Here is a 23,123-nt window from a genome sequence, read left to right as displayed (position 1 = left end):
AGGCGGTCGACGGATGCCGGTGCGCAAGTCTGCCTGGTTCGGAGTGGTGCTCCTCGCGGCATCCGTCTCGCTGGCGGGCTGCGCGCCCGCGCCCGACGCCGAGGGCGGCGGAGCCGCGGCCGACGGCTGCGTCCGGATGGTCACGAACTCCGGCGGCCTGGAGGACCGCTCCTTCAACCAGTCGAGCTGGCAGGGGCTGCAGCAGGCCGAGGATGAGTACGGGGTCGAGGCCGAGGCGATCGTCTCGACGAGCGAGACCGACCTGGCGCCGAACGTGCAGCAGGCCGTCGACTCCGGGTGCGAGCTCATCGTCACGGTGGGCTACGAGCTCGCCGAGGCGACCCTGGAGCAGGCGGAGCGCAACCCCGACCTGGCCTTCGCCATCGTCGACGAGTCGGTCGAGGCCGACAACGTCAAGCCGGTGGTCTTCGACACCGCCCAGGCGTCCTACCTCGCCGGGTACCTCGCCGCGGGCGTCTCGCAGACCGGCGTGGTGGCGACCTTCGGCGGCGGCAACCAGCCGCCGGTGACCCTGTTCATGGACGGCTTCGTGGACGGCGTCGCCCGCTACAACGAGGTGCACGGCACGGCGGTGCGCGTGCTCGGCTGGGACAAGGCGACCCAGGACGGATCCTTCACGGGCGACTTCGAGGACATCAACAAGGGCAAGGTCCTCACCGAGGGATTCATCGACCAGGGCGCCGACGTGATCCTGCCGGTCGCGGGCCAGGTCGGCGAGGGCGCGGCGGCCGCCGCGGTCGAGCGCGACGGGGTCTCGATCGTCTGGGTCGACAGCGACGGCTATGAGACGCTGCCGGCCGAGTTCCGTCCGGTCCTGCTGACGAGCGTGCTGAAGAACACCCAGCAGGCCATGCTCGAGATCGTGGCCGACGTGCAGGCCGGCGAGTTCGCGAACGAGCCGTACGTGGGCACGCTCGAGAACGGCGGGGTCGACCTCGCGCCGTACCACGACCTCGAGTCGCTCGTGCCGCCCGAGCTGCAGGGCGAACTCGAGGGGATCCGCCAGGCGATCATCGCGGGCGAGCTGGTCGTCGAGTCGCCGTCCGCGCCCTGAGCGCACCGGGCTGGCCCTCGCTCGGGGGTGAGTTCTCCCTGCTCACATGAGCACAATGTCGCGGGTTCATAACCATTGGCCCACGGCGGCCCGGGGACCCGTGGACGCCGGCGAAACATTGGGTAACGTGACTCCACGGTCCCCGATCCGGTTCGGGGTGCAGTCTTTTGGAGGACACTGTGACGTTCACGTTCAAGAAGGCCGCGCTCGGTGGCGTCGCCACGCTCGGCGCGCTCGCGCTGCTCGCCGGCTGTGCGTCGGCCCCGGAGGAGACCGACGGCGGCGACGGCGGCGGCGAGGCGCTCGACTACCTGCCCTGCATGGTCTCCGACGCCGGCGGCTTCGACGACAAGTCGTTCAACCAGCTCGGCCTCGAGGGCATGCAGCGTGCGGCCGAGGAGCTCGGCACCGAGTACATCGAGGTGGAGTCGGCCGCTGAGACCGACTACCCGTCGAACCTGCAGAACCTCGTCGACCAGGGCTGCAACACCATCGTGACCGTCGGCTTCCTGCTCGCGCCCGCCGCCCTCGAGTCGGCCACCGCGAACCCCGACCTCGAGTACGTCTCGATCGACGACACGGTCGACACCGACTTCGACGGCGTGACCGACGCCGAGAACATCAAGCCGATCATCTTCGACACCGCCCAGGCGGCGTTCCTCGCCGGCTACCTCTCGGCGGGCATGTCCGAGACCGGCGCGGTCGGCACGTTCGGCGGCATCAACATCCCGACCGTCTCGATCTTCATGGACGGCTTCGCCCAGGGCGTGGAGTACCACAACCAGGAGAAGGGCACCGACGTCAAGGTCATCGGCTGGGACCGCGCCGCGCAGGACGGCTCCTTCACCGGCGGCTTCGAGGCGAACGACACCGCTCGCCAGGTCGCCCAGGGCCTCATCGACCAGAACGTCGACGTGCTGCTGCCCGTCGGCGGCCCGATCTACCAGAGCGCCGCTGCCGCGATCCGCGACGCGGGCCGCGACATCAAGCTCATCGGCGTCGACGCCGACGTCTACGAGACCGACCCGTCGGTCGGCGACCTGCTGCTCACCTCGATCCGCAAGGGCATCGACGTGGGCACGTACGAGGCGCTCGTCGCCGCGGGCAACGGCGAGTTCTCGGCCGAGCCGTTCATCGGCACGCTCGAGAACGAGGGCGTCGGCCTGGCGCCGTTCCACGACTTCGAGGACGCCGTCTCCGACGAGCTGAAGACCGAGGTCGAGGACCTGCAGGCGCAGATCATCGCCGGCGACATCGTCGTCGAGTCGTACCTCGCCTCGCAGGAGTAGGTACCACGCACGCAGGGAGGTCGGCGGCTCGCCGGCCTCCCTTCGGCGTTCCCGGCGGGTGCGCGACATCCGCAACATCTGAGCAACCCCGAGCGCGCATCGGCGCACTTCGGCGCACGACCGCTGCGATCTGCGGTCTGAGAACTAGGATCGGTGGCATGAAACTCGAACTCCGAGGAATCACGAAGAAGTTCGGTTCCCTGGTGGCGAACGACCACATCGACCTCACTGTCGAGGCGGGGGAGATCCACTGCCTCCTCGGGGAGAACGGCGCTGGCAAGTCGACGCTGATGAACGTGCTCTACGGGCTCTACCAGGCAGACGAGGGCGAGATCCTCCTCGACGACCAGGTCCAGCACTTCTCCGGACCGGGTGACGCGATGCGGGCCGGCATCGGCATGGTGCACCAGCACTTCATGCTGATCCCGGTGTTCACGGTCGCCGAGAACGTCATGCTGGGGCACGAGCAGACCAAGGGCGCGGGCATGCTCGACCTTCCGGCCGCACGCGCGAAGGTGCGCGAGATCAGCGAGCGGTTCGGGTTCGACGTCGATCCCGACGCGCTGGTGGACGACCTGCCCGTCGGGGTGCAGCAGCGCGTCGAGATCATCAAGGCGCTCTCGCGCGACGCCCGCGTGCTCGTCTTCGACGAGCCGACGGCGGTGCTCACGCCGCAGGAGACCGACGAGCTCATGGGCATCATGCGCCAGCTCAAGGAGTCGGGCGCGGCCATCGTCTTCATCACGCACAAGCTGCGCGAGGTCCGCGAGGTCGCGGACCGCATCACCGTCATCCGCCTCGGCAAGGTCGTGGGCGAGGCCGAGCCGACGGCGTCGAACGCCGAGCTCGCGTCGCTCATGGTCGGCCGCGCGGTCGAGCTGACCGTGCAGAAGGAGGCGCCCGACCTCGGCGACGAGGCGCTCACGGTCGAGCACCTCAGCGTCGTCGACCACATCGGCCAGCTCGTGGTGAACGACGTCGGCTTCAGCGTGCGTCGCGGCGAGGTGCTCGCCGTGGCCGGCGTCCAGGGCAACGGCCAGACCGAGCTCACCGAGGCGCTCGTGGGGCTCCAGCCCAGGGTGCAGGGCAGCGTGCGGCTCGACGGCGAGGAGATCACGCGCGCCTCCGTGCGCCGCATCCTCGACGCCGGAGTGGGCTTCGTTCCCGAGGACCGCACGGAGGACGGGCTGGTCGGCGACTTCTCCGTCGCCGAGAACCTCATGCTCGACCGGGCGGAGGGGGCGCCCTTCGTGAAGGCCGGCAACGTCCAGCGCGGCTTCCTCGCGGAGTTCGCGAAGGAGAAGGTCGACGAGTACGACATCCGGACCCCGAGCGCCGAGACGAAGGCCCGGAACCTCTCCGGCGGCAACCAGCAGAAGGTCGTGCTCGCCCGCGAGCTGAGCCGCGACCTCCGGCTGCTGGTGGCCGCGCAGCCGACCCGAGGCGTCGACGTCGGGTCGATCGAGTTCATCCACAAGCGCATCATCGAGACGCGCGACGCCGGCGTCCCGGTCGTCGTGGTGTCGACCGAGCTCGACGAGGTCACCGCCCTCGCCGACCGGATCATGGTCATGTACCGCGGCAAGGTCGTCGGCATCGTGCCCGGCGACACGCCCCGCGAGGTGCTCGGCCTGATGATGGCCGGCGAGGCGCCGCCGTCGGCGTCCGCCCCGAACCCCGAAGGAGCGGTCGCATGACCAACGCCAACGACCCCGACGTGGCGCTCGAGACCGACGACGGCGTCCCGCCCTCCGAGCCCGTCCGCGACCCCGAGCCCGAGGTCGAGCCGCCCTCGCGCTGGCATGAGGCGTTCCAGCGCATCGTGACCGGCAACGCGATCATCTCGGTCCTCGCCGTGCTGCTGGCCCTCATCGTCGGCGCGATCATGATCGCGTTCACCGACGAGCGCGTCCAGGCGGCATCCGGGTACTTCTTCGCGCGGCCCGGCGACACCTTCGCGGCGATCTGGGACTCGGTCGGCGGCGCCTACGCCGCCTTCTTCCAGGGCTCGATCTACAACTTCCGTCGCGACGACTTCATCTCCGGCATCCGCCCGCTGACCGAGACGCTGAAGTTCGCGGCCCCGCTCATCACGGCCGGCCTCGGCGTCGGCCTGGCGTTCCGCGTCGGCATGTTCAACATCGGTGGTCGCGGGCAGATGCTCCTGGCCGCCGCCGGAGCCGGGTGGGTCGCGTTCTCGTTCGACCTGCCGTGGGGCCTCCACATGGTCGTCGCCCTGATCGTCGGCATCCTCGCCGGCGCGCTCTGGGCCGGCATCGCGGGCCTCCTGAAGGCGCGGACGGGTGCGCACGAGGTCATCGTGACGATCATGCTGAACTACGTGGCGCTGTACCTCGTGTCGTGGATGCTGCGCACGCCCGGTCTCCTCCAGGCGCCCGGGTCGAACAACCCGAAGACGCCGCCCATGAAGGACACGGCCGTCTTCCCCGACCTGCTGCCGGGCCCGCAGCTGAACCTGCACTTCGGGTTCCTGCTCTCGATCGCGGCGGTCTTCCTCGTGTGGTGGATCCTCGACCGCTCCGCGCTGGGCTTCAAGTTCCGCGCGGTCGGGCACAATCCCAACGCAGCGCGCGTGGCGGGCATCAACGTCAAGGCGATGTACGTGTACGCGATGCTCATCTCGGGCGCCCTCGTCGGCCTCGCCGGCGTGCACCAGGTGCTCGGCACCGTCACCACCGGCTTCTCGTCGGGCATCGACGCCGGCATCGGGTTCGACGCGATCACCGTCGCCCTGCTGGGTCGCTCGACCCCGTTCGGCATCCTCGCCGCCGGCGTGCTGTTCGGCGCGTTCAAGGCGGGCGGGTTCGCGATGCAGGCGGCCGAGGGCGTGCCGATCGACATCGTCCTCGTCGTGCAGTCGCTCATCGTGCTGTTCATCGCGGCGCCCCCGCTCGTGCGGGCGATCTTCCGCCTGCCCCAGCCCGGCGCCAAGCCCAAGCCCAAGCGAACGCGGAGCAACCGCAAGGAGGAGGTGGCGGCGAAGTGACCGCTCCCACGCAGCACCACGCCACGACCTCGGCACCGGGGCTCGACACGACGGTGGTCGTGAGCTGGAAGGCGCCGATCGCCTTCGCCGTCGTCACGGTCCTCCTCGCGATCCTCTTCCTCGCCTCGCCGCACGACGGGGACGCCACGTTCCGCCTGTCGACCGGCAGCGACGTGATCCAGTTGCCCGAACTCGTCCTGAACGGCGTGGTCTTCGGCTGGATCAGCATCGTCCTGCTCAGCGCCGTCACCGTCGTGTCGGCCCTGCTCGTGCGGGCGCGGCGCCGCGTGCCGCTCTGGCTCGTGGTCGTGTTCGCCCTGATCGCGCTCATGGCGTTCCTGACCTGGGCCGCGGCCGGCGCGCGCACCCCGATCGTGCCCATGCCCGGTCTGCTGGCCGGCGCGCTGAGCCTGTCCGTCCCGCTGATCTTCGGCGCGCTCTGCGGGGTCATCTCCGAGCGGGTCGGCGTGATCAACATCGCCATCGAGGGCCAGCTGCTCGCCGGCGCCTTCACCTCGGCGGTCGTGGCCTCGGTCATCGGCCAGGAGCTGCTCGGCCCGCTGGTCGGCCTGGTGGCCGCCGCCATCGCGGGCGTGCTCGTCGCCTTCGTCCTCGCGGCCTTCGCGATCAAGTACTTCGTCGACCAGGTCATCGTCGGCGTGGTGCTGAACGTGCTCGTGATCGGCCTGACGAGCTTCCTGTTCTCGCAGGTGCTCGCGCCGAACGCGAGCGTGCTGAACTCCCCGCCGCGCCTGCCGCGCCTGCCGATCCCGCTGCTGTCGGAGATCCCGCTGATCGGGCCGATGTTCTTCCGCCAGACGATCATCGTGTACCTGATGTACGTCATCGTGGCGCTGGTCTACTTCGGCCTGTTCCACACGAAGTGGGGCCTGCGCCTGCGCTCGGTCGGCGAGCACCCGACCGCGGCCGACACGGTCGGCATCAACGTGACCCGCACGCGGTTCTGGAACGTCGCCCTCGCCGGCTCCATCGCGGGCCTCGGCGGCGCCTTCTTCACCCTCGGCGCGGTCGGCGCGTTCAACAAGGAGATGACCGCGGGTGCGGGCTTCATCGCCCTCGCCGCCGTGATCTTCGGCCAGTGGGACCCGATCCGGGCCACGCTCGCGGCGCTGCTGTTCGGGTTCGCCTCGAACCTGCAGAACACGCTCTCGGTCATGGGCTCGCCCGTGCCCAGCGAGTTCATGCTCATGCTGCCGTACGTGGTCACGATCCTCGCCGTCGCCGGCTTCGTCGGCAAGGTGCGGGGTCCCGCCGCCGCGGGCAAGCCGTACATCAAGTCCTGACGACGGGAGCACCATGACCGCCCAGCACGACGTCGACTGGGACCACCTGCGCGAGATCGCCCGCGAGGCGATGGCGAAGGCCTACGTCCCGTACTCCGAGTTCCCCGTCGGGGCTGCCGCGATCGCCGACGACGGGCGCGTCGTGAGCGGATGCAACGTGGAGAACGCCTCCTACGGCGTGACCCTCTGCGCCGAGTGCTCGCTCGTCTCCGCGCTCGTGATGTCGGGCGGCGGCAAGCTCACCGCGTTCACCTGCGTCGACGGGCACGGCAACGTCCTGATGCCGTGCGGGCGCTGCCGCCAGTTGCTCTACGAGCACTCGGCCGACGGCATGCTGCTCGAGACCGTCTCGGGCCTCAAGACCATCGACCAGGTGCTGCCCGACGCGTTCGGGCCGCGCCAGCTCGCCGAATTCCGAGGAGTCACCGAATGAACGCCGTCGAGGCCTTCGATGCCGTCGACCTGATCCGAACCAAGCGCGATCGGGGCGAGCTGTCGACCGCGCAGATCGACTGGCTGGTCGACGCGTACACGCGGGGCTACGTCGCCGACGAGCAGATGTCGGCGATGACCATGGCGATCTTCCTGAACGGCATGTCCCGCCGCGAGATCCGCGACATGACGATGGCGATGATCGCGTCGGGCGAGCGGATGAACTTCGCCGGGCTCGGCAAGCCGACGAGCGACAAGCACTCGACCGGCGGCGTGGGCGACAAGATCACGCTGCCGCTCATGCCCCTCGTCGCGACCTTCGGCGTGGCGGTGCCGCAGCTCTCCGGCCGCGGCCTCGGGCACACCGGCGGCACGCTCGACAAGCTCGAGTCCATCCCCGGCTGGCGCGCGGAGCTGACCAACGACGAGATGTTCGCGCAGCTGCGCGACGTCGGCGGGGTCATCTGCGCGGCCGGCGCCGGACTCGCCCCGGCCGACAAGAAGCTCTACGCCCTGCGCGACATCACCGGCACCGTCGAGGCGATCCCGCTCATCGCCTCGTCGATCATGTCGAAGAAGATCGCCGAGGGCACCGGCGCGCTGGTGCTCGACGTGAAGTTCGGCTCCGGCGCGTTCCTGAAGGACATCGAGCGCTCGCGCGAGCTCGCCCGCACGATGGTCGAGCTCGGCGAGGACGCGGGCGTGGCGACCTCGGCCCTGCTGACCAACATGAACGTGCCGCTCGGCCTGACGATCGGCAACGCCAACGAGGTGCGCGAGTCGGTCGACGTGCTCGCCGGCGGCGGACCCGCGGACGTCCGCGAGCTCACCGTCGCCCTCGCACGCGAGATGCTCGCCCTCGCGGGCCGGCCCGACGAGGACGTGGAGGCGGCCCTCGACGACGGGCGGGCGATGGACACCTGGCGCGCCGCGATCCGCGCGCAGGGCGGCGACCCCGATGCGGAGCTTCCGGTCGCTCGGGAGCAGCACGTGGTGACCGCCGACCGCGACGGGGTGCTCGTGCGGCAGGAGGCCCTGCCGTTCGGCATCGCCGCGTGGCGCCTGGGCGCGGGTCGTGCCCGCAAGGAGGACCCGGTGCAGCACGCCGCGGGGATCGACCTGCACGCGAAGCCCGGCGACGCCGTGCGCCGGGGCGAGCCGCTGTTCACCCTCCACGCCGACGAGCCCGCGCGATTCGCCCGCGCGCTGGAGGCGGTCGAGGGTGCCTGGTCGATCGGCGACGACGGCGACCCCGTCGAGGACGGCGGCCCGCTCATCGCCGACCGCATCGGGCGCTGAGCCCATCCGCAAATCCCTCGCATCGCCGACGCCTTCCGCCGGTATCGTGATGGGGTGGACACGCATGCGACCGACTACCGCCTCGAGGGCGACGGCACCGACATCCGCTCGCTGCCGAAGATCTCACTGCACGATCACCTCGACGGCGGTCTCCGGCCGCAGACGCTGATCGAGCTCGCCGAGGAGATCGGGCTCGAACTGCCCGCGAGCGACGCCGAGTCGCTCGGGACCTGGTTCTCCGACCAGTCCAACTCGGGCTCGCTCGTCGAGTACCTGAAGACCTTCGACCTCACGACCGCGGTCATGCAGACGCGTTCCGGCCTCACGCGGGTCGCACGCGAGTTCGTCCACGACCTCGCCGCCGACGGCGTGATCTACGGCGAGGTGCGCTGGGCGCCCGAGCAGCACCTCACTCGCGGGCTCACCCTCGACGAGACGGTCGAGGCCGTGCAGGCCGGCCTCGACGAGGGCGTCGACGACGTGCGGCGCCAGGGCCGCCGCATCCGCGTCGGCCAGCTCGTCACCGCCATGCGCCACGCCGATCGCGGGCTCGAGATCGCGGAGCTCGCCGTCCGGCACCGCGATCGCGGAGTCGTCGGCTTCGACATCGCCGGCGCCGAGGCGGGCTTCCCGCCCAGCCGCCACCGCACCGCCTTCGACTACCTGGCCACCCGCTTCATGCCGGTCACGGTGCACGCGGGCGAGGCAGACGGCCTCGAATCGATCCGGAGCGCGCTCTTCGACGGTCGCGCCCTCCGCCTCGGCCACGGCGTCCGCCTCGCCGAGGACCTCACCATCGAACGGCAGGACGACGAGAACACCTACGTCTCGCTCGGACCGGTGGCGCAGTGGATCCGCGACCGCGAGATCGCGCTCGAGACCAGCCCGTCCTCCAACCTCCAGACCGGAGCGATCGCCGCGTGGGGCGACGAGCTCGTCGACCACCCGTTCGACCTGCTCTACCAGCTCGGGTTCCGCGTGACGGTCAACACCGACAACCGGCTCCAGTCGGGCACCTCCCTCACTCGCGAGCTCGCGCTCCTCTCCGACGCCTTCGGGTACGACGTCGACGACTTCGAGATCTTCCAGCTCAACGCCGCCGCCGCCGCGTTCCTCCCGCTCGACGAGCGCGAGGACCTGGCCGAGCAGATCCAGGACGGATTCGACGAAGCCTGACGGGACCCCCGTCGCTCGACCCCGCACCGACGCACCACTCCGAACGGACCCCGATGAGCCTCCCGCCGCTTCCCGACTCCGCGATCGTCCTACGCGACGACGCATCCGAGTGGCGCGCCGCGGTGCGCGCCGCCGGTCGCGCCCTGGTCCGGTCGGGTGCGACGGCCGAGGCGTACACGGAGCGGATGGTCGGCGTGCTCGAGGAGTTCGGCGCGTACATCGTCATCGCCCCCGGGCTCGCGCTCGCCCACGCCCGGCCGGGGCCCGACGTGATCCGCAACGGGCTGGCGGTCGTCACCCTCGCCGAGGCCGTGCCGTTCGGGCACCCGCACAACGACCCCGTGCGCGTCGTCGTGGGCCTCGCCGTGACCGGCGCCGACGAGCACGTGGCGAGCGTCGCGGGCCTCGCGAACGTCTTCAACGAGCGCACCGCCATCGAACGGCTCGCCGGGGCGACGACGATCGACGAGGTGCGCCGGGTCTTCGACGACGGCGGCCATGCGGGGCCGTCCCCGACGGATGCCGCCGAGGAGCCACGATGAGGATCGTCGCGGTGTGCGGGGTCGGCGTCGGCACGTCGGCCATCCTCAAGGCCAACGCCGAACGGGCGCTCGAGCGGCTCGGGCTGACGGCCGACGTCGACGCGAGCGACCTCGCCGGCATCCGCGCCGCGGCGGCCGACGCGCAGGTCGTGCTCACCTCGACCGAGCTCGCCGCGCAGGTGCGCGCTGCGCTCGACGGCACGTGGGCCGAGATCATCGAGGTCGGCAACTACTTCGACGTCGACGAGATCGGCGGCAAGCTCGACGCCTCCCTCGGCTGAGCGGGATCGTGTGCGCGGCCGGGCTGACGCCCGGCGCCGGGCCGACGTCCGAGCCGCGGGTCAGGCGACGAGTTCGCGCATGCCCGTCTCGAGGCCCGCGACGAGCTCCGACGCGGCGGCGCGACGCTCGGCGACGGTGCCCTCGGTCGACGCCGCGTCGATGTACACCTTGAGCTTCGGCTCCGTGCCGCTCGGTCGCACCATGATGCGCGCGTCGCCGTCGAGGTGCAGCCGCAGCACGTCGGCGGGCGGGAGCCCGTCGAGCCCGAGTGCGAGGTCCTCGACCGCCGCGACGCGGACGCCGCCCACCTCGGCCGGCGGCTGCGCGCGGAGCCGGGCCATGACCTCGGCGATCCGCGACAGGTCGGTGACCCGGATCGACACCTGCGCCGAGGCGAAGCAGCCGAAGCGTGCGACGAAGTCGTCGAGGTGGTCGGCGATCGTCCGGCCCTCGGCCGCGAGCCGTGCGGCGAGCGAGAGGAAGGCGACCGCGGCGGAGATGCCGTCCTTGTCGCGGACGGTGTCGGGGTTGACGAGGTATCCCAGCGCCTCCTCGTACCCGAACACCAGGCCCGGCGCGCGCGAGATCCACTTGAAGCCGGTGAGGGTGGCGGAGAAGTCGAGCCCGTGGGCGCGGGCGACCGCCTCGAGGCCGGGGGAGGAGACGATGGAGCACGCGAGCGTGCCGCTCTCGCCACGCGCCGCGACCTGCTCGGCCACCTGCCAGCCGAGCAGCAGCCCGACCTCGTTGCCGGTGAGCCGGCGCCATCCGCTCGCCTCGGCGGGGTCGGGGATCGCGACGGCGAGCCGGTCCGCGTCGGGGTCGTTCGCGATCACCAGGTCGGCGCCCGCCTCGCGGGCCGCCTCGAACGAGAGGTCCATCGCGCCGGGTTCCTCGGGATTCGGGAACGCCACGGTCGGGAACCGGCCGTCCGGCTCGATCTGCGCGGCGACGAGCGTCGGCGCCGCGAACCCGGCCGTCTCGAGCACGCGGCGCAGGGTCTCCCAGCCGACGCCGTGCATCGCGGTGTACACCGTGCGCGGCTGCGCCGACGGAGCGGCGGCCACGGCCGCGGTGGCCGACACGTACGCCTCGACGACCGACTCCGGTGCGGTCTCGACGGCACCGCGCGGCAGGTCCGGCACGCGCACGGTCTCGGCGACGCGCGTGATGTGCGCGGCGATCTCGGCGTCGGCGGGCGCGACGATCTGCGTGCCGCGGTCGTCGCCGCCGAGGTAGACCTTCATGCCGTTGTCGTTCGGGGGATTGTGCGAGGCCGTCACCATCACGCCCGCGGACGTGCCGAGGTGCCGCACGGCGAAGGCGAGCACGGGCGTCGGGAGCATGCGCGGCAGGAGCACCGCGCGCACGCCGGCGCCGGCCATCACCTCGGCGACGTCACGCGCGAAGACCGCCGAGTTGCGTCGTCCGTCGTAGCCGACCACGACCGACGGCGTCGCGCCGTCCGCAGCCCGCTCGAGCAGGTGCGCGGCCAGGCCCGCCGCGCCCTGGGACACGAGCACCCGGTTCATGCGGTTGGGGCCCGCGGCGATCTCGCCCCGCAGGCCGGCGGTGCCGAACGCGAGACGGGCGTCGAACCGGTCGGCGAGGTCGGCGGATGCCCGGGCGTCGCCGTCGCGCACGCGCGCGACGATCGCGGCGAGCTCCTCGCGGGTCTCGGGGTCGGGGTCCTGCGCGATCCACGCCTCGGCGAGCGCGACGCGGTCGTCGTCGGTGAGCTGCGGCATCCGTTGCCTTCTCTCTCGTGAGGCGACGCGGGCACGCGCCGCGGATGACGGTGGGTGCGGCGCCTAGATCGCCGCGACGATCTTCGCGAGCAGGTCGGAGATCCGGGCCTCGGCGGCGCGGCCGGCCTCGATGACCTCCTGATGGCTCAGCGGGGTGGTCTGGATGCCCGCGGCGAGGTTGGTGATGAGGGACATGCCGAGCACCTCCATGCCGGCCTGGCGCGCGGCGATGGCCTCGAGCGCCGTCGACATGCCCACGATGTCGCCGCCGATCGTGCGCGCCATGCGCACCTCGGCGGGGGTCTCGTAGTGCGGTCCGCGGAACTGGACGTACACGCCCTCGTCGAGCGACGGGTCGACCTCGTGCGCGAGGGCGCGCAGGCGCGAGGAGTAGAGGTCGGTGAGGTCGACGAAGGTGGCGCCCTCGAGCGGCGAGTCGGCGGTGAGGTTGATGTGGTCGCTGATCAGCACCGGGGTGCCGGGCGTCCAGTGCTCCCTGATGCCGCCGGCGCCGTTGGTGAGGATCATGGTCGTCGCGCCCGTGGCCGCCGCGGTGCGGACCGAGTGGACGACCCGGCGGACGCCGTGGCCCTCGTAGTAGTGCGTGCGGGCGCCGATGACGAGCGCGCGACGGCCGTTCGGCAGCGCGACCGAGCGGAGGGTTCCCACGTGCCCCTCGAGCGCCGGCTTCGAGAAGCCGGGGACCTCGTCGGCGGCGATGGTGTGCGTGGTCTCGCCGATGAGCTCGGCGGCGGCGCCCCAGCCGGACCCGAGGGTCAGGGCGAGGTCGTGGCGCTCGACGCCGGTGAGCTCCGCGATGCGGGCGGCCGCGTCGCGTGCGACGTCGAACGGGTCGGCTGCGGGGTCGTCGAGCGGGTTCTGCTGCTGCATCCCCTCATCGTACGCATGCGACGGATGGCGCGGCACGCCGTGCGCGCCGTCCCGCTCGCCTGCGCGCGCCATCCGCCGGGGCACCCGCGTTCGCGCGCCTCCGCACGCGTGGGAGGATGGACGCCATGCACACCACGTTCGAGCGCACGCAACGGATCGCGGTCCTCGGAGGAGGTCCCGGCGGCTACGAGGCGGCGCTCGCCGCCGCGCAGCTCGGCGCCGAGGTCACCCTCGTCGAGCGCGCCGGCGTCGGCGGCTCCGCCGTGCTCACCGACGTGGTCCCGTCGAAGTCGCTCATCGCGACCGCCGAGGCGTCCAACGCGGTGAAGGAGGCGGCCGACCTCGGCGTGCAGTTCTTCGCCAAGGGCGCGAACGACAAGGCCGTGAAGCCCGACGTCGCGATCAACCTCCAGGCCGTCAACAAGCGCCTGCTCGGCCTCGCCGCGCAGCAGTCCGAGGACATGCGCTCCAACCTCCTCGAGGCGGGGGTCAACCTCGTGCAGGGCGAGGGACGCCTCGACGGGCCGAACGCGATCATCGTCGCGACGGCCAAGGGCGGCACCGACTTCGACCGGATCGAGGCCGACACGCTCGTGATCTCGACGGGCGCGACCCCGCGCGTGCTGCCCTCGGCGGTGCCCGACGGCGAGCGCATCCTCACCTGGACGCAGCTCTACCACCTGAAGCAGGTGCCCGAGCACCTCATCGTCGTCGGGTCCGGCGTGACCGGCGCGGAGTTCGCGTCGGCGTACCGTGCACTCGGCGCGAAGGTGACGCTCGTCTCCAGCCGCGAGCACGTGCTGCCCGGAGAGGATGCCGACGCGGCATCCGTCATCGAGAAGGTCTTCAAGCGCAACGGCATGAAGGTGCTGTCGAAGTCGCGCGCGGAGTCGGTGGTCGTCGACGGCGACGGCGTGGTCGCGACGCTCTCCGACGGGCGCGAGGTGCGCGGCACGCACTGCCTCATGGCGGTCGGATCGGTGCCGAACACGGCCGACCTCGGACTCGAGGAGGCGGGCGTGCAGCTCGCCGAGAGCGGCCACATCCGGGTCAACCGGGTGGCGCGCACGTCGATGCCGAACATCTACGCGGCCGGCGACTGCACGACGTTCCTGCCGCTGGCGTCGGTCGCCTCGATGCAGGGCCGCACCGCGGTCTTCCACGCCATGGGCGACGTCGTGAACCCGCCCGAGAACCGCAACATCACCTCGAACATCTTCACCCAGCCCGAGATCGCCACGGTCGGATGGACCGAGAAGGAGATCGAGGAGGGCGTCGTGCCCGGCACGGTCTACAAGCTCCCGCTGTCGTCGAACCCGCGGGCGAAGATGATGGGCATCCGCGACGGGTTCGTGAAGCTCTTCGCCTCGGCGGGGTCGGGCGCCATCATCGGCGGGGTCATCGTCGCCCCGAAGGCGTCGGAGCTGATCTTCCCGCTCGCGCTCGCGGTGGAGCATCGGCTGACGGTCGATCAGTTCGCCGAGGCCTTCCCCGTGTACCCGTCGCTGACCGGCTCGCTCACCGACGCCGCGCGCGCCATGCACGTCGTCCGCTGACCCCCCCCGGGCCCTTCTCAGGAGTTATCCGGCGGGTCGCTGCATCCGTCGGCGTGTCGTCCTGAGAAACGGTCGGCATGGGCGGGCGGGTCCTGAGAACGTCGCCGTCCCGGCGGCGAGGCGAGCGGATGCCGCGACCAGCAGCCGCCGACGCCATGCCGTCCTCCACAGGCCGGCCCGACGTGTCGTCGCCCGACCGGGGCGCGGCCGCGAGCCTGGAGCGGGCGCCCCGCGGCGAGACTCGTCGACGTGAGAGTCTCCCCGCCCGCTGTCGTCGCCGCGCTCGGCGGCGTGGCGACCCGAGACCAGATCCTCGGAGAGGGCGTGCGCGGCGTCGAGGTCTCCCGGGCGGTGCGCGCAGGCGAACTCGTCCGCGTGCGCCGAGCCCACTACGCCCTGCCCGATGCGCGACGCGACGCGCTCACTGCCGTGCGCGTCGGCGGCCGGCTGGGATGCGTCAGTGCGCTGGGGAGCTACGGGGTCTGGACCATGGCCGCCTCCGCGGTGCACGTGACGCTCCCCGCGAATGCCGCCCGGCTGCGCACGAACCGCGCGCTCGTCGCGGCCGATGAGCCGCTGACCTCCGACCGTGCGCGGCTCGAGGTGGAGCTGCACTGGACGGACATCCCGTTCTGCGCTCGCATGGGCGAGTTGGCATGGCGGGTGCCGGTGGAGCGAGCGCTCGCCGGGATCGCCCGCTGCCGTCCCCACGGCGAGGTGGCCGCCGCGTTCGAGTCGGCGGTGCAGCTCGGTCTGCTGACGCTCGAATCCGCACGGCGGCTGGTCGGGGCGAGCGTTCCCGAGCGGATGCCGCCCATCGCGCTCGGGGGACGGGACGGCTCGGGCGTCGAGACGCTGCTCGCGATCGAACTGCGCGCGCTCGGCGTCCCGTTCGTCCAACAGGTCCCGTTCGACGGAGTCGGATTCGTCGACTTCCTCGTCGACGGGCGCCTCGCCGTGGAGACCGACGGCTACGCCCACCACTCCGACCGCGCGGCGTTCGCCCGTGATCGTCGCCGAGACGAGGCGCTGCTGCGCCGCGGCATCCCGACGCTCCGGCTCACCGCCGCCGACGTGATCGCCGATCCGAAGGCGGCCGCGCTGCGGGTCGTCGAGGCGCTCTGCGCGATCGGCTGACGCCGCCGCCCGCTGTTCGGCGCACGCGCCCTGGCCGATCACTTGCGCACGCGCGCCGCCTGCGCACGCGCGCCGCCTGCGCACGCGCGCCGCCTGCGCACGCGCGCCGCCCGCGCACGCCGCCCGCGCACGCTGCGCCCGCCCGGCGCACGCCGCGCGCGCGGCACCCGCTCCTCCCGAGCCCCCGAAGGCTCGTTTCTCAGGACCCGCGGACCGGAACCGCCCGTATCTCAGGACGACACGCCGAGCGATGCCGCGACCCGCCGGATAACTCCTGAGAACGGGAGGGGGAGGGGAGGGGAGGGAGGTCAGGCGTCGTTGATGGCGAGGAGCAGGTGGCCGCTCGCGACCGTCACGCCGGGCTCGGCGTTGACCAGGCCGATCACGCCGTCCTTGTGGGCGACGATCGGCTGCTCCATCTTCATGGCCTCGAGCACGAGCACCAGGTCGCCCTTGACGACCTTGTCGCCCTCGGCGACGGCGATCTTCACGACCGTCGCCTGCATCGGCGCCTTGACGGCGTCGCCGGTCGAGGTGTCGACGGAGTGGTGCACGGCGCGCCGGCGGGGCGCCGGGCCGGCCGTCGCGGCCCCGGACGCGGGCGCACCCGCGAGGCGCTTCGGCAGCGAGACCTCGACACGGCGGCCGTCGACCTCGACGACCACGCTGGTGCGCGCGGCCGGGCCCTTCGTCTGCTCGAGCTCGCCGGTCCACGGCTCGAGGGTGTTGTCGTACTCGGTCTCGATCCATCGGGTGTAGACCGAGAACGGCTCGTCGCCGGCGGGGGCGAACGCCTCGTTGCGGACGATGTCGCGGTGGAACGGCAGCACCGTCGGCAGGCCGGCGACCTCGAACTCGTCGAGGGCACGCCGGGCGCGCTCCAGCGCATCCTTGCGGGTCGGGCCGGTGACGATCAGCTTCGCCAGCAGGGAGTCGAACGCGCCCGAGATCTCGTCGCCGCTGGTCACGCCCGAGTCGACGCGCACGCCGGGGCCGCCGGGGAACCGGAGCTGGTGGATGGGGCCCGGGGCCGGCAGGAAGTTGCGGCCCGGGTCCTCGCCGTTGATGCGGAACTCGATCGAGTGCCCGGTGGTCTCGGGGTCGGGGTAGTCGAGCACGCCGCCCTCGGCGAGGCGGAACTGCTCGCGCACGAGGTCGAGGCCCGTGACCTCCTCCGAGACCGGGTGCTCGACCTGCAGGCGCGTGTTCACCTCGAGGAACGAGACCGTGCCGTCCTGGCCGATGAGGAACTCGCACGTGCCGGCGCCGACGTAGCCGACCTCCTTCAGGATGGCCTTCGACGCCTCGTAGAGCAGGCGGTTCTGGTCCTCGGTGAGGAACGGCGCGGGCGCCTCCTCGACGAGCTTCTGGTGCCGGCGCTGCAGCGAGCAGTCGCGCGTCGACACGACGACGACGTTGCCGTGCTCGTCGGCGAGGCACTGCGTCTCGACGTGGCGCGGCTGGTCGAGGTACTTCTCGACGAAGCACTCGCCGCGACCGAACGCGGCGACGGCCTCGCGCGTGGCGGAGTCGAACAGCTCGGCGACCTCCTCGCGCTCGCGCGCGACCTTGAGGCCGCGGCCTCCGCCGCCGAACGCGGCCTTGATGGCGACGGGCAGGCCGTGCTCGTCGACGAACTCGAGCACCTCGGCGGCATCCGCCACCGGGTTCAGGGTGCCGGGCGCGAGCGGCGCGCCGACCTTCTCCGCCACGTGGCGGGCCGAGACCTTGTCGCCGAGGCGCTCGATGGCCTCGGGGGACGGTCCGATCCAGATCAGCCCGGCGGCGATGACGGCGCGGGCGAAGTCGGGGTTCTCGGCGAGGAAGCCGTACCCGGGGTGCACCGCGTCGGCGCCGGAGCGCCGCGCCACCGACAGCAGCTTGTCGATGACGAGGTAGGTCTCCGCGCTGGTCGTGCCGTCGAGGGCGTACGCCTCGTCGGCGAGCTTCACGTGGCGGGCGTCGCGGTCCTGGTCCGCGTACACCGCGACCGAGCCGATCCCGGCGTCGCGGGCGGCGCGGATGACGCGGACGGCGATCTCTCCACGGTTGGCGATGAGGACCTTGGTGATGCGGCGCATGACTCCCAAGCCTATTGGCCGACGCGTGCCCGCCTTTGGGTGCGGTCCACAAAAAAGCCGCTGAGGTGTTTCGGTGGGCGACAAGATCGCTCCGGCGACGGCGACGGGGCGGGGCCGTCCGGCCCGCGCCGGGCCGACTCTGCGCCGCGGCGTCGCGTCAGCGCAGGTCCCAGAGGTCCGTCCACCCGGCGCCCAGCTCGCGCACGAGTTCGCGCAGCGTCGACAGCGACAGGCCGACCACGGTCGACGGGTCGCCGGTCACCGAGCGGATGAACGGGCCGCCGAGGCTGTCCACCGTGAACGCGCCCGCGACCGAGAGCGGCTCGCCGCTGGCGATGTAGGCGTCGATCTCGTCGTCGTCGAGCCGCGCGAACTCGACCACGGCGGATGCCGCGCGCCCCACCGCGGCCCGCGGGGCGCCGCCGCGGTGGTCGATGAGCCAGTGCCCGGACCACAGCACGCCGCGCCCGCCGTTCTGGCGCCGCCAGCGCTCGCGGGCGACCTCGGGGCGATGCGGCTTGCCGTAGAGCTCGCCGTCGACGAGGAAGGCCGAGTCGCCTCCGAGGATGAGCCCGTCGATGGGGTGCCCGTCGTGCGTCCGCCCGACGATCGCCTCGGCCTTGCGCCGGGCGAGCAGCTGCACCAGCTCCTCGGGTGCGAGCGGGCCGTGCGCGGCCTCGTGCTCGGCGACTGCGGCCTCCTCGTCGACGCCGGGGGCCAGCAGGGCCGGTTCGACCCCCGCCTGGCGCAGCAGCTGGAGCCGGGCGGGCGAGGTCGAGGCGAGGTAGAGGCGCATGCGTCCATCCTGCCGTCAGGGCGGTGTGGGATGCTCGGATGGTGCCAGCTCCCCGTCGTCGACGTCCCCAGCGGCCCGCACGGCCCACGCGATCCGCTCCGCGGCCGGCGGAGCCCGGTCCGGTCCTCGACCTCGAGGTGGAGCGCATCGCGCACGGCGGCGTCGCCGTGGCCCACCACGAGGGCCGGGTCGTCTTCGTCGCCGACGCGATCCCGGGCGAGCTCGTCCGGGCGCAGGTCGTCGACGCCGGTCGCGAGCGCTTCTGGCGCGCCGAGACGGTCGAGGTGCTCCGCGCGTCGAGCGACCGACGGGAGCACGTCTGGCCCGAGGCATCCGTCGACCGTGCGCCCGAGCGCCGCGCGGGCGGTGCCGAGTTCGGGCACATCCGGATGGCGCGGCAGCGCGAGCTGAAGGCCGAGGTGCTCCGCGATGCGCTGGCCCGCTTCGGCGGCGTGCCGGCCGAGCCGGTCGTCGAGCCGGTCGACGGCGCACTCGCCCCGGGTGTCGACGCGGAGGCCGGCACGGGCTGGCGGACCCGCGTGCGCCTGCACGTCGCGCCGGACGGCACGGTCGGTCCGTACGCGTCCCGGAGCCACACCGTCGTGCCGGTCGCCGCCCTCCCGCTGGCCGTGCCGGAACTCGCGGAGATCGCCCCGCTGGACCGCCGGTTCCCGGGCGCGAGCCGCATCGACCTGATCGCCCCGTCGGACGGCGGCGCCGAGTTCGTCGTGCGCGAGGCGCACCCGCGCGAGCGCGGCGGATCCCGGTCGACGCCGAGGAGCGCGGACCCGGACGACCCGCGGGCCGCCGACCGGCCGGTGGTCGCCGAAGTCGTCGGAGCGCGTCGCTTCGTCGTCGACCGGGACGGCTTCTGGCAGGTCCATCGCGGCGCGGCGGCGACGCTGACTCTCGCCGTCCAGCAGGCGATCGACCCGGAGCGGTTCGATCCGTCGGCCGACAACCACGACCTGTACGGCGGCGTGGGGCTGCTCGCGGCGGCCGTCGGCGATCGCTTCGGCGCGGCCGTGCGCATCACCACCGTCGAGGCCGACGCCCGCGCGACGCTGCATGCGGGCGAGAACCTCGCCGACTGGGTGGGCGCTCGTGCCGTGACCGCCCGGGTCGACCGGTACCTCCACGGGTTCGCCGCGTCGACGGATGCCGCGCGCCGGGGGCTCGCCGGCGCCACGGTCGTCCTCGATCCGCCGCGGTCGGGTGCCGGCCGCGAGGTCGTCGACCGACTGGCCGGGCTCGCCCCGGCACAGGTCGTCTACGTGGCGTGCGACCCGGTCGCGCTCGCGCGCGACGTGGGCTTGTTCCGCGAGCGCGGATACGAGCTCGAGCTGGTGCGCGCGTTCGACCTGTTCCCGAACACGCACCACGTCGAGGCGGTGGCCCGACTGGCCGCTAGGGTGTGAATCGACGAGCAGCCGAGCGAGGGGACGCGGTGACCATGGAGTCCGAGCCGATCACCCCGCGCACGACGGTCGCGATCGTCGACGACCACGAGGCGGTGCGCCTCGGGCTCCGCGCGGCGTGCCGCGACGCCGGCTACGAGGTGCTCGCCGAGACGCCCGACGTGCCGCAGCTGCTCGCCCGGTTCCGCGACCCCGCCGCCCCGCCGCCGAGGGTGGTGCTGCTCGACCTCTCGCTCGGCGACGGCTCGAGCGTGACCGACAACGTCCGGGCCGTCCTCGCGATCGGCAGCCAGGTGCTGGTGCACAGCATCGCCGATCGCGTCGCCGCGGTCCGGGAGGCGCTCGCCGCGGGGGCCGCCGGCGTCATCCCGAAGTCGTCGCCCACGGCAGCCGTGATCGCGGCGATCGCGACCGTCGCTCGCGGCGACATGCTCAACAACGTCGAGTGGGCGAGCGCGATCGAGGCCGACCAGGAGTTCGCGAAGGCGCAGCTGGGCAATCGCGAGCGCGACGTCCTGCACCTGTACGCCTCGGGCCTGCCCCTCAAGCTCGTCGCGGAGCGGCTCGGGATCGCGCATTCCACGGCGCGCGAGTACCTGGACCGCATCCGCGGGAAGTACGTCGAGGTCGGGCGCCCCGCGCCGACGAAGGTCGACCTCCTGCGGCGCGCGGTGGAGGACGGCATCCTCCCGGGGCTGGAGTCGGAAGGCGGGGATGGCCGGCGCTGACCGCCCGGGCGTTCGACTGACCCCGCGGCGCGCGGCGGTGAGCCGGGCGCAGGTCGAGACCGTCGCCGGTCGCGCCCTGGGCGTGTTCGGCGTGGTGTTCGGCGCCCAGACGGTGCCGAGCGCGATCGCGCAGGAGCCTGCGCTCGTGGGCGGCGCCGGCACGGCGCTGATGGCGGTGCTCTACGGCGCACTCGGCGCGCTCGCGGTCGCGACCTTCGCCCGCACGGCCGTCCGCGCGACCGCCACGACCTTCGCCGTGCTCTACGCCCTCGCCCTGCTCGCGTGGCCGGCGCTCGTGGTCGAGCCCGAGCGGATGGCGGGCCAGACGCCCTGGCTCTACTACCTCGCCACGGTGGCGACCACCGCGGCCGTGATCGCCCTCCCTCCGCTCCCGGCCGCCGTCTACACCCTGTCGGTCCCCGCCCTGTACGGGGTGATCCGCGCGACGCCGGCGGGCGGCGACGCGGGGGCGTTCCTGGCGGTGCTCGACGCGATGTACGCGATGATCCTCGGCGTCGTGGTGCTCGTGATCATCACGATGCTCCGGCAGGCGGCGGAGGCCGTCGACGCCGCCCAGGACGCGGCGCTGCAGCGCTACGACGTCGTCGCCCGGCAGCACGCGAACGAGATCGAGCGGGTGAAGGTCGACGCGCTGGTGCACGACAGCGTGCTCACCACGCTCCTGTCCGCCGCCTCGGCCCGGACCCCGGCGGAGCGAGCCCTCGCGGCGCGCATGGCCGGCGATGCGGTCCGTCGTCTCGACGAGGCGGGGGAGGAGACCTCCGGATCCGACGGGCCCGTGCCGCTCGAGGTGCTCGCGCGGCGGCTGCGCGTCGCGGCGGCCGGGTTCTCGGCGCCGATCGAGGTCCGCACCGGCGATGTCGCGGGCATCGAGCTGCCGGTCGAGGCGGTCGACGCGCTCGCCGCCGCGGCCGTGCAGGCCATGGTGAACAGCGTGCAGCACGGCGACGTGACCGGCAGGGCGTGCACGAGGTCGGTCGAACTCCGCGGCGTCGCCCCCGCGGGATGCGTCATCCGGGTGGTCGACGACGGTCGGGGGTTCGATCCGTCGGAGGTGCCCACGACCCGGATCGGGCTGCGGGTGTCGATCTCCGAGCGGATGGCGAACGCGGGAGGCGTCGCGAACATCGCCTCCGCTCCGGGCAGGGGCACGGAGGTCGCCCTCGCCTGGCCGGCGGGGGCCGAGGGGGGCGCGTCGTGATCTCCGTCCCGCGGAGCCTGCTGCTCCTGCTCGGCGCCCTGTTCTCGGGCTACCACGTGGTGCTCGGGATCTACTCGCTCGACGTGCCCGACTCTCCGTGGCCGACGGTGACCGCCCTCGTGATGTACTCCGTCGCGACGGCGCTGAGCCTCTGGCCGGCGCGGCGGGCCCGCATGCCCGATTGGCTCGCGGCGCTGAACCTCGCGGTCGCGATCGTCCTCCCGCTGCTGGTCTCCAGCCAGCTGGACGCCGCCGCCGACAACGGCTACGCCACCTGGTACGTGGCGGCGGTGGGCACGCTGATGACGATCACGGCGGCCCGGCGGCAGCTCCTCGCGGCGTGGCTCGGCGTCATCGCCCTGGCGATCCAGACGCTCGTGTGGGCCGGCCCGCTCGCGCTCGGTGCGCTGGGGGTCGTCGGCTCGGTCGTGTGGGTCGCCATCGCCCACATGCTCTCGGCGGCGCTCGCCGGGGCGGCCCGGTCGACCCGCCGCTACGTGCAGGCGGAGCGCGAGGCCGCGGCGTGGCAGGCGGCGCAGGACGCCCACCTGTTCGAGGGGCGCATGCGACTCGCGCAGACCGAGCGCATCGCGGCGCCAATGCTCCGCCGCATCGCCGACCCGGAGCACCGGCTGACGGATGCCGAGCGGCGCGAGTGCCGGACGATGGAGGCGGCGATCCGCGACGAGATCCGAGGGCGGATGCTGCTGACGGACGCCGTCCGACGGTCCGTGAAGGAGGCGCGCGACCGCGGCACCACGATCACGCTGCTCGACGAGGGCGGCATCGACGACCTCGACGAGGACGCCCGGGACCGCGTGCTGTCGCGCCTGGCCGAGGCGATCGCCGCCTCGCGGGCCGATCGGGTCATCGCGCGCACCGCCGCCGCCGGCTCGCCGGTGGCGGTGACCGTGGTCGGCCTGCGCGGCGGCGGGGAGGGCGAGGCGATGGAGTCCGACGACGCGGAGGTCGAGCTCTGGCTGGAGATCCCGAGAGCCGGGTGATCCCGCGGCGACGGACGCGCCGGACAGGGAAGCGGGGGGGGGGGCCCCCCCCCCCCCCCCCCCCCCCCCCCCCCCACCCTCCCCCCCCCCCCCCCCCCCCCCCCCCCCCCCCCCCCCCCCCCCCCCCCCCCCCCCC

At 73.0% G+C, this 23,123-nt stretch carries 20 protein-coding genes; 16 read left to right on the top strand and 4 right to left on the bottom strand.

The window, feature by feature from the left end; translation table 11 throughout:
- Positions 1-13 precede the first annotated feature (13 nt).
- The 10 genes from ACUY4T_RS13790 (at position 14) to ACUY4T_RS13745 (ending at position 10,405) form a co-directional block, all read left to right on the top strand.
- A complete protein-coding gene (locus tag ACUY4T_RS13790; RefSeq protein WP_446019538.1) occupies positions 14-1,075 on the top strand; it encodes a BMP family lipoprotein in 1,062 nt (353 codons plus the stop codon).
- Between the two features lie 179 nt (positions 1,076-1,254).
- The gene (locus ACUY4T_RS13785) at positions 1,255-2,364 is read left to right on the top strand and encodes a BMP family lipoprotein (protein WP_446019537.1); all 1,110 of its coding nucleotides are present in this window, start codon (positions 1,255-1,257) and stop codon (positions 2,362-2,364) included.
- Positions 2,365-2,522: 158 nt separating this feature from the next.
- Positions 2,523-4,061, top strand: a complete 1,539-nt coding sequence (locus ACUY4T_RS13780) for an ABC transporter ATP-binding protein (protein WP_446019536.1) — start codon at positions 2,523-2,525, stop codon at positions 4,059-4,061.
- Positions 4,058-5,371, top strand: a complete 1,314-nt coding sequence (locus ACUY4T_RS13775; protein WP_446019535.1) for an ABC transporter permease — start codon at positions 4,058-4,060, stop codon at positions 5,369-5,371. The genes ACUY4T_RS13780 and ACUY4T_RS13775 overlap by 4 nt, the downstream gene beginning before the upstream one ends.
- Complete coding sequence (locus ACUY4T_RS13770) at positions 5,368-6,675, top strand: ABC transporter permease (RefSeq protein ID WP_446019534.1); 1,308 nt, start codon at positions 5,368-5,370, stop codon at positions 6,673-6,675. The genes ACUY4T_RS13775 and ACUY4T_RS13770 overlap by 4 nt, the downstream gene beginning before the upstream one ends.
- 13 nt (positions 6,676-6,688) lie before the next feature.
- Entirely contained in the window at positions 6,689-7,108 is a 420-nt protein-coding gene (locus tag ACUY4T_RS13765; RefSeq protein ID WP_446019533.1) for a cytidine deaminase, read from the top strand.
- Positions 7,105-8,406 (top strand): thymidine phosphorylase, encoded by a 1,302-nt coding sequence (locus ACUY4T_RS13760; protein ID WP_446019532.1) that lies wholly within the window; start codon positions 7,105-7,107, stop codon positions 8,404-8,406. Before ACUY4T_RS13765 ends, ACUY4T_RS13760 begins: the two co-directional genes overlap by 4 nt.
- A 54-nt stretch (positions 8,407-8,460) precedes the next feature.
- On the top strand, positions 8,461-9,582 hold the full coding sequence (locus tag ACUY4T_RS13755) for an adenosine deaminase (protein ID WP_446019531.1): 1,122 nt from the start codon (positions 8,461-8,463) through the stop codon (positions 9,580-9,582).
- Positions 9,583-9,635: 53 nt separating this feature from the next.
- Entirely contained in the window at positions 9,636-10,124 is a 489-nt protein-coding gene (locus ACUY4T_RS13750; protein WP_446019530.1) for a PTS sugar transporter subunit IIA, read from the top strand.
- A complete protein-coding gene (locus ACUY4T_RS13745; protein WP_446019529.1) occupies positions 10,121-10,405 on the top strand; it encodes a PTS sugar transporter subunit IIB in 285 nt (94 codons plus the stop codon). The genes ACUY4T_RS13750 and ACUY4T_RS13745 overlap by 4 nt, the downstream gene beginning before the upstream one ends.
- Before the next feature lie 60 nt (positions 10,406-10,465).
- Here ACUY4T_RS13745 and ACUY4T_RS13740 read toward each other — a convergent pair whose 3' ends face one another.
- The gene (locus tag ACUY4T_RS13740) at positions 10,466-12,154 is read right to left on the bottom strand and encodes a phospho-sugar mutase (RefSeq protein WP_446019528.1); all 1,689 of its coding nucleotides are present in this window, start codon (positions 12,152-12,154) and stop codon (positions 10,466-10,468) included.
- 63 nt (positions 12,155-12,217) lie between these two features.
- Positions 12,218-13,045, bottom strand: coding sequence for a purine-nucleoside phosphorylase (locus ACUY4T_RS13735; RefSeq protein WP_446019527.1), 828 nt, complete (start codon positions 13,043-13,045; stop codon positions 12,218-12,220).
- Positions 13,046-13,170: 125 nt separating this feature from the next.
- Between ACUY4T_RS13735 and ACUY4T_RS13730 the strand changes: the two genes are divergently transcribed.
- Together ACUY4T_RS13730 and ACUY4T_RS13725 are read left to right on the top strand one after the other, a co-directional pair.
- Positions 13,171-14,601, top strand: a complete 1,431-nt coding sequence (locus ACUY4T_RS13730) for an NAD(P)H-quinone dehydrogenase (RefSeq protein WP_446019526.1) — start codon at positions 13,171-13,173, stop codon at positions 14,599-14,601.
- 249 nt (positions 14,602-14,850) lie between these two features.
- On the top strand, positions 14,851-15,738 hold the full coding sequence (locus ACUY4T_RS13725; RefSeq protein ID WP_446019525.1) for a PDDEXK-like endonuclease domain-containing protein: 888 nt from the start codon (positions 14,851-14,853) through the stop codon (positions 15,736-15,738).
- A 308-nt stretch (positions 15,739-16,046) separates the two neighbouring features.
- Here ACUY4T_RS13725 and ACUY4T_RS13720 read toward each other — a convergent pair whose 3' ends face one another.
- Positions 16,047-17,819 carry an acetyl/propionyl/methylcrotonyl-CoA carboxylase subunit alpha gene (locus ACUY4T_RS13720; RefSeq protein WP_446019524.1) on the bottom strand — a complete coding sequence of 591 codons (1,773 nt, stop codon included), beginning with the start codon at positions 17,817-17,819 and terminating at the stop codon, positions 16,047-16,049.
- 157 nt (positions 17,820-17,976) lie between these two features.
- Positions 17,977-18,615: a Maf family protein gene (locus tag ACUY4T_RS13715; RefSeq protein ID WP_446019523.1), complete on the bottom strand. Its 639-nt coding sequence runs from the start codon at positions 18,613-18,615 to the stop codon at positions 17,977-17,979.
- A gap of 38 nt (positions 18,616-18,653) precedes the next feature.
- Here ACUY4T_RS13715 and ACUY4T_RS13710 point away from each other — a divergent pair, with 38 nt between their 5' ends.
- From ACUY4T_RS13710 to ACUY4T_RS13695, 4 genes are read left to right on the top strand one after another with little or no spacing between them, the layout of a single operon-like run.
- A complete protein-coding gene (locus ACUY4T_RS13710) occupies positions 18,654-20,033 on the top strand; it encodes a class I SAM-dependent RNA methyltransferase (protein ID WP_446019522.1) in 1,380 nt (459 codons plus the stop codon).
- A 35-nt stretch (positions 20,034-20,068) separates the two neighbouring features.
- Positions 20,069-20,761 carry a response regulator transcription factor gene (locus tag ACUY4T_RS13705; RefSeq protein ID WP_446019568.1) on the top strand — a complete coding sequence of 231 codons (693 nt, stop codon included), beginning with the start codon at positions 20,069-20,071 and terminating at the stop codon, positions 20,759-20,761.
- Positions 20,748-21,983 (top strand): sensor histidine kinase, encoded by a 1,236-nt coding sequence (locus tag ACUY4T_RS13700; protein WP_446019521.1) that lies wholly within the window; start codon positions 20,748-20,750, stop codon positions 21,981-21,983. Before ACUY4T_RS13705 ends, ACUY4T_RS13700 begins: the two co-directional genes overlap by 14 nt.
- Positions 21,980-22,987, top strand: a complete 1,008-nt coding sequence (locus ACUY4T_RS13695) for a DUF8320 family protein (RefSeq protein WP_446019520.1) — start codon at positions 21,980-21,982, stop codon at positions 22,985-22,987. Before ACUY4T_RS13700 ends, ACUY4T_RS13695 begins: the two co-directional genes overlap by 4 nt.
- The last annotated feature ends 136 nt before the right edge of the window (positions 22,988-23,123 follow it).

The sequence above is a fragment of the Agromyces arachidis genome (assembly GCF_052805135.1).
The sequence above is the reverse complement of the archived record's forward strand: the minus strand, read 5'-3'. Positions and strand labels throughout refer to the sequence as shown.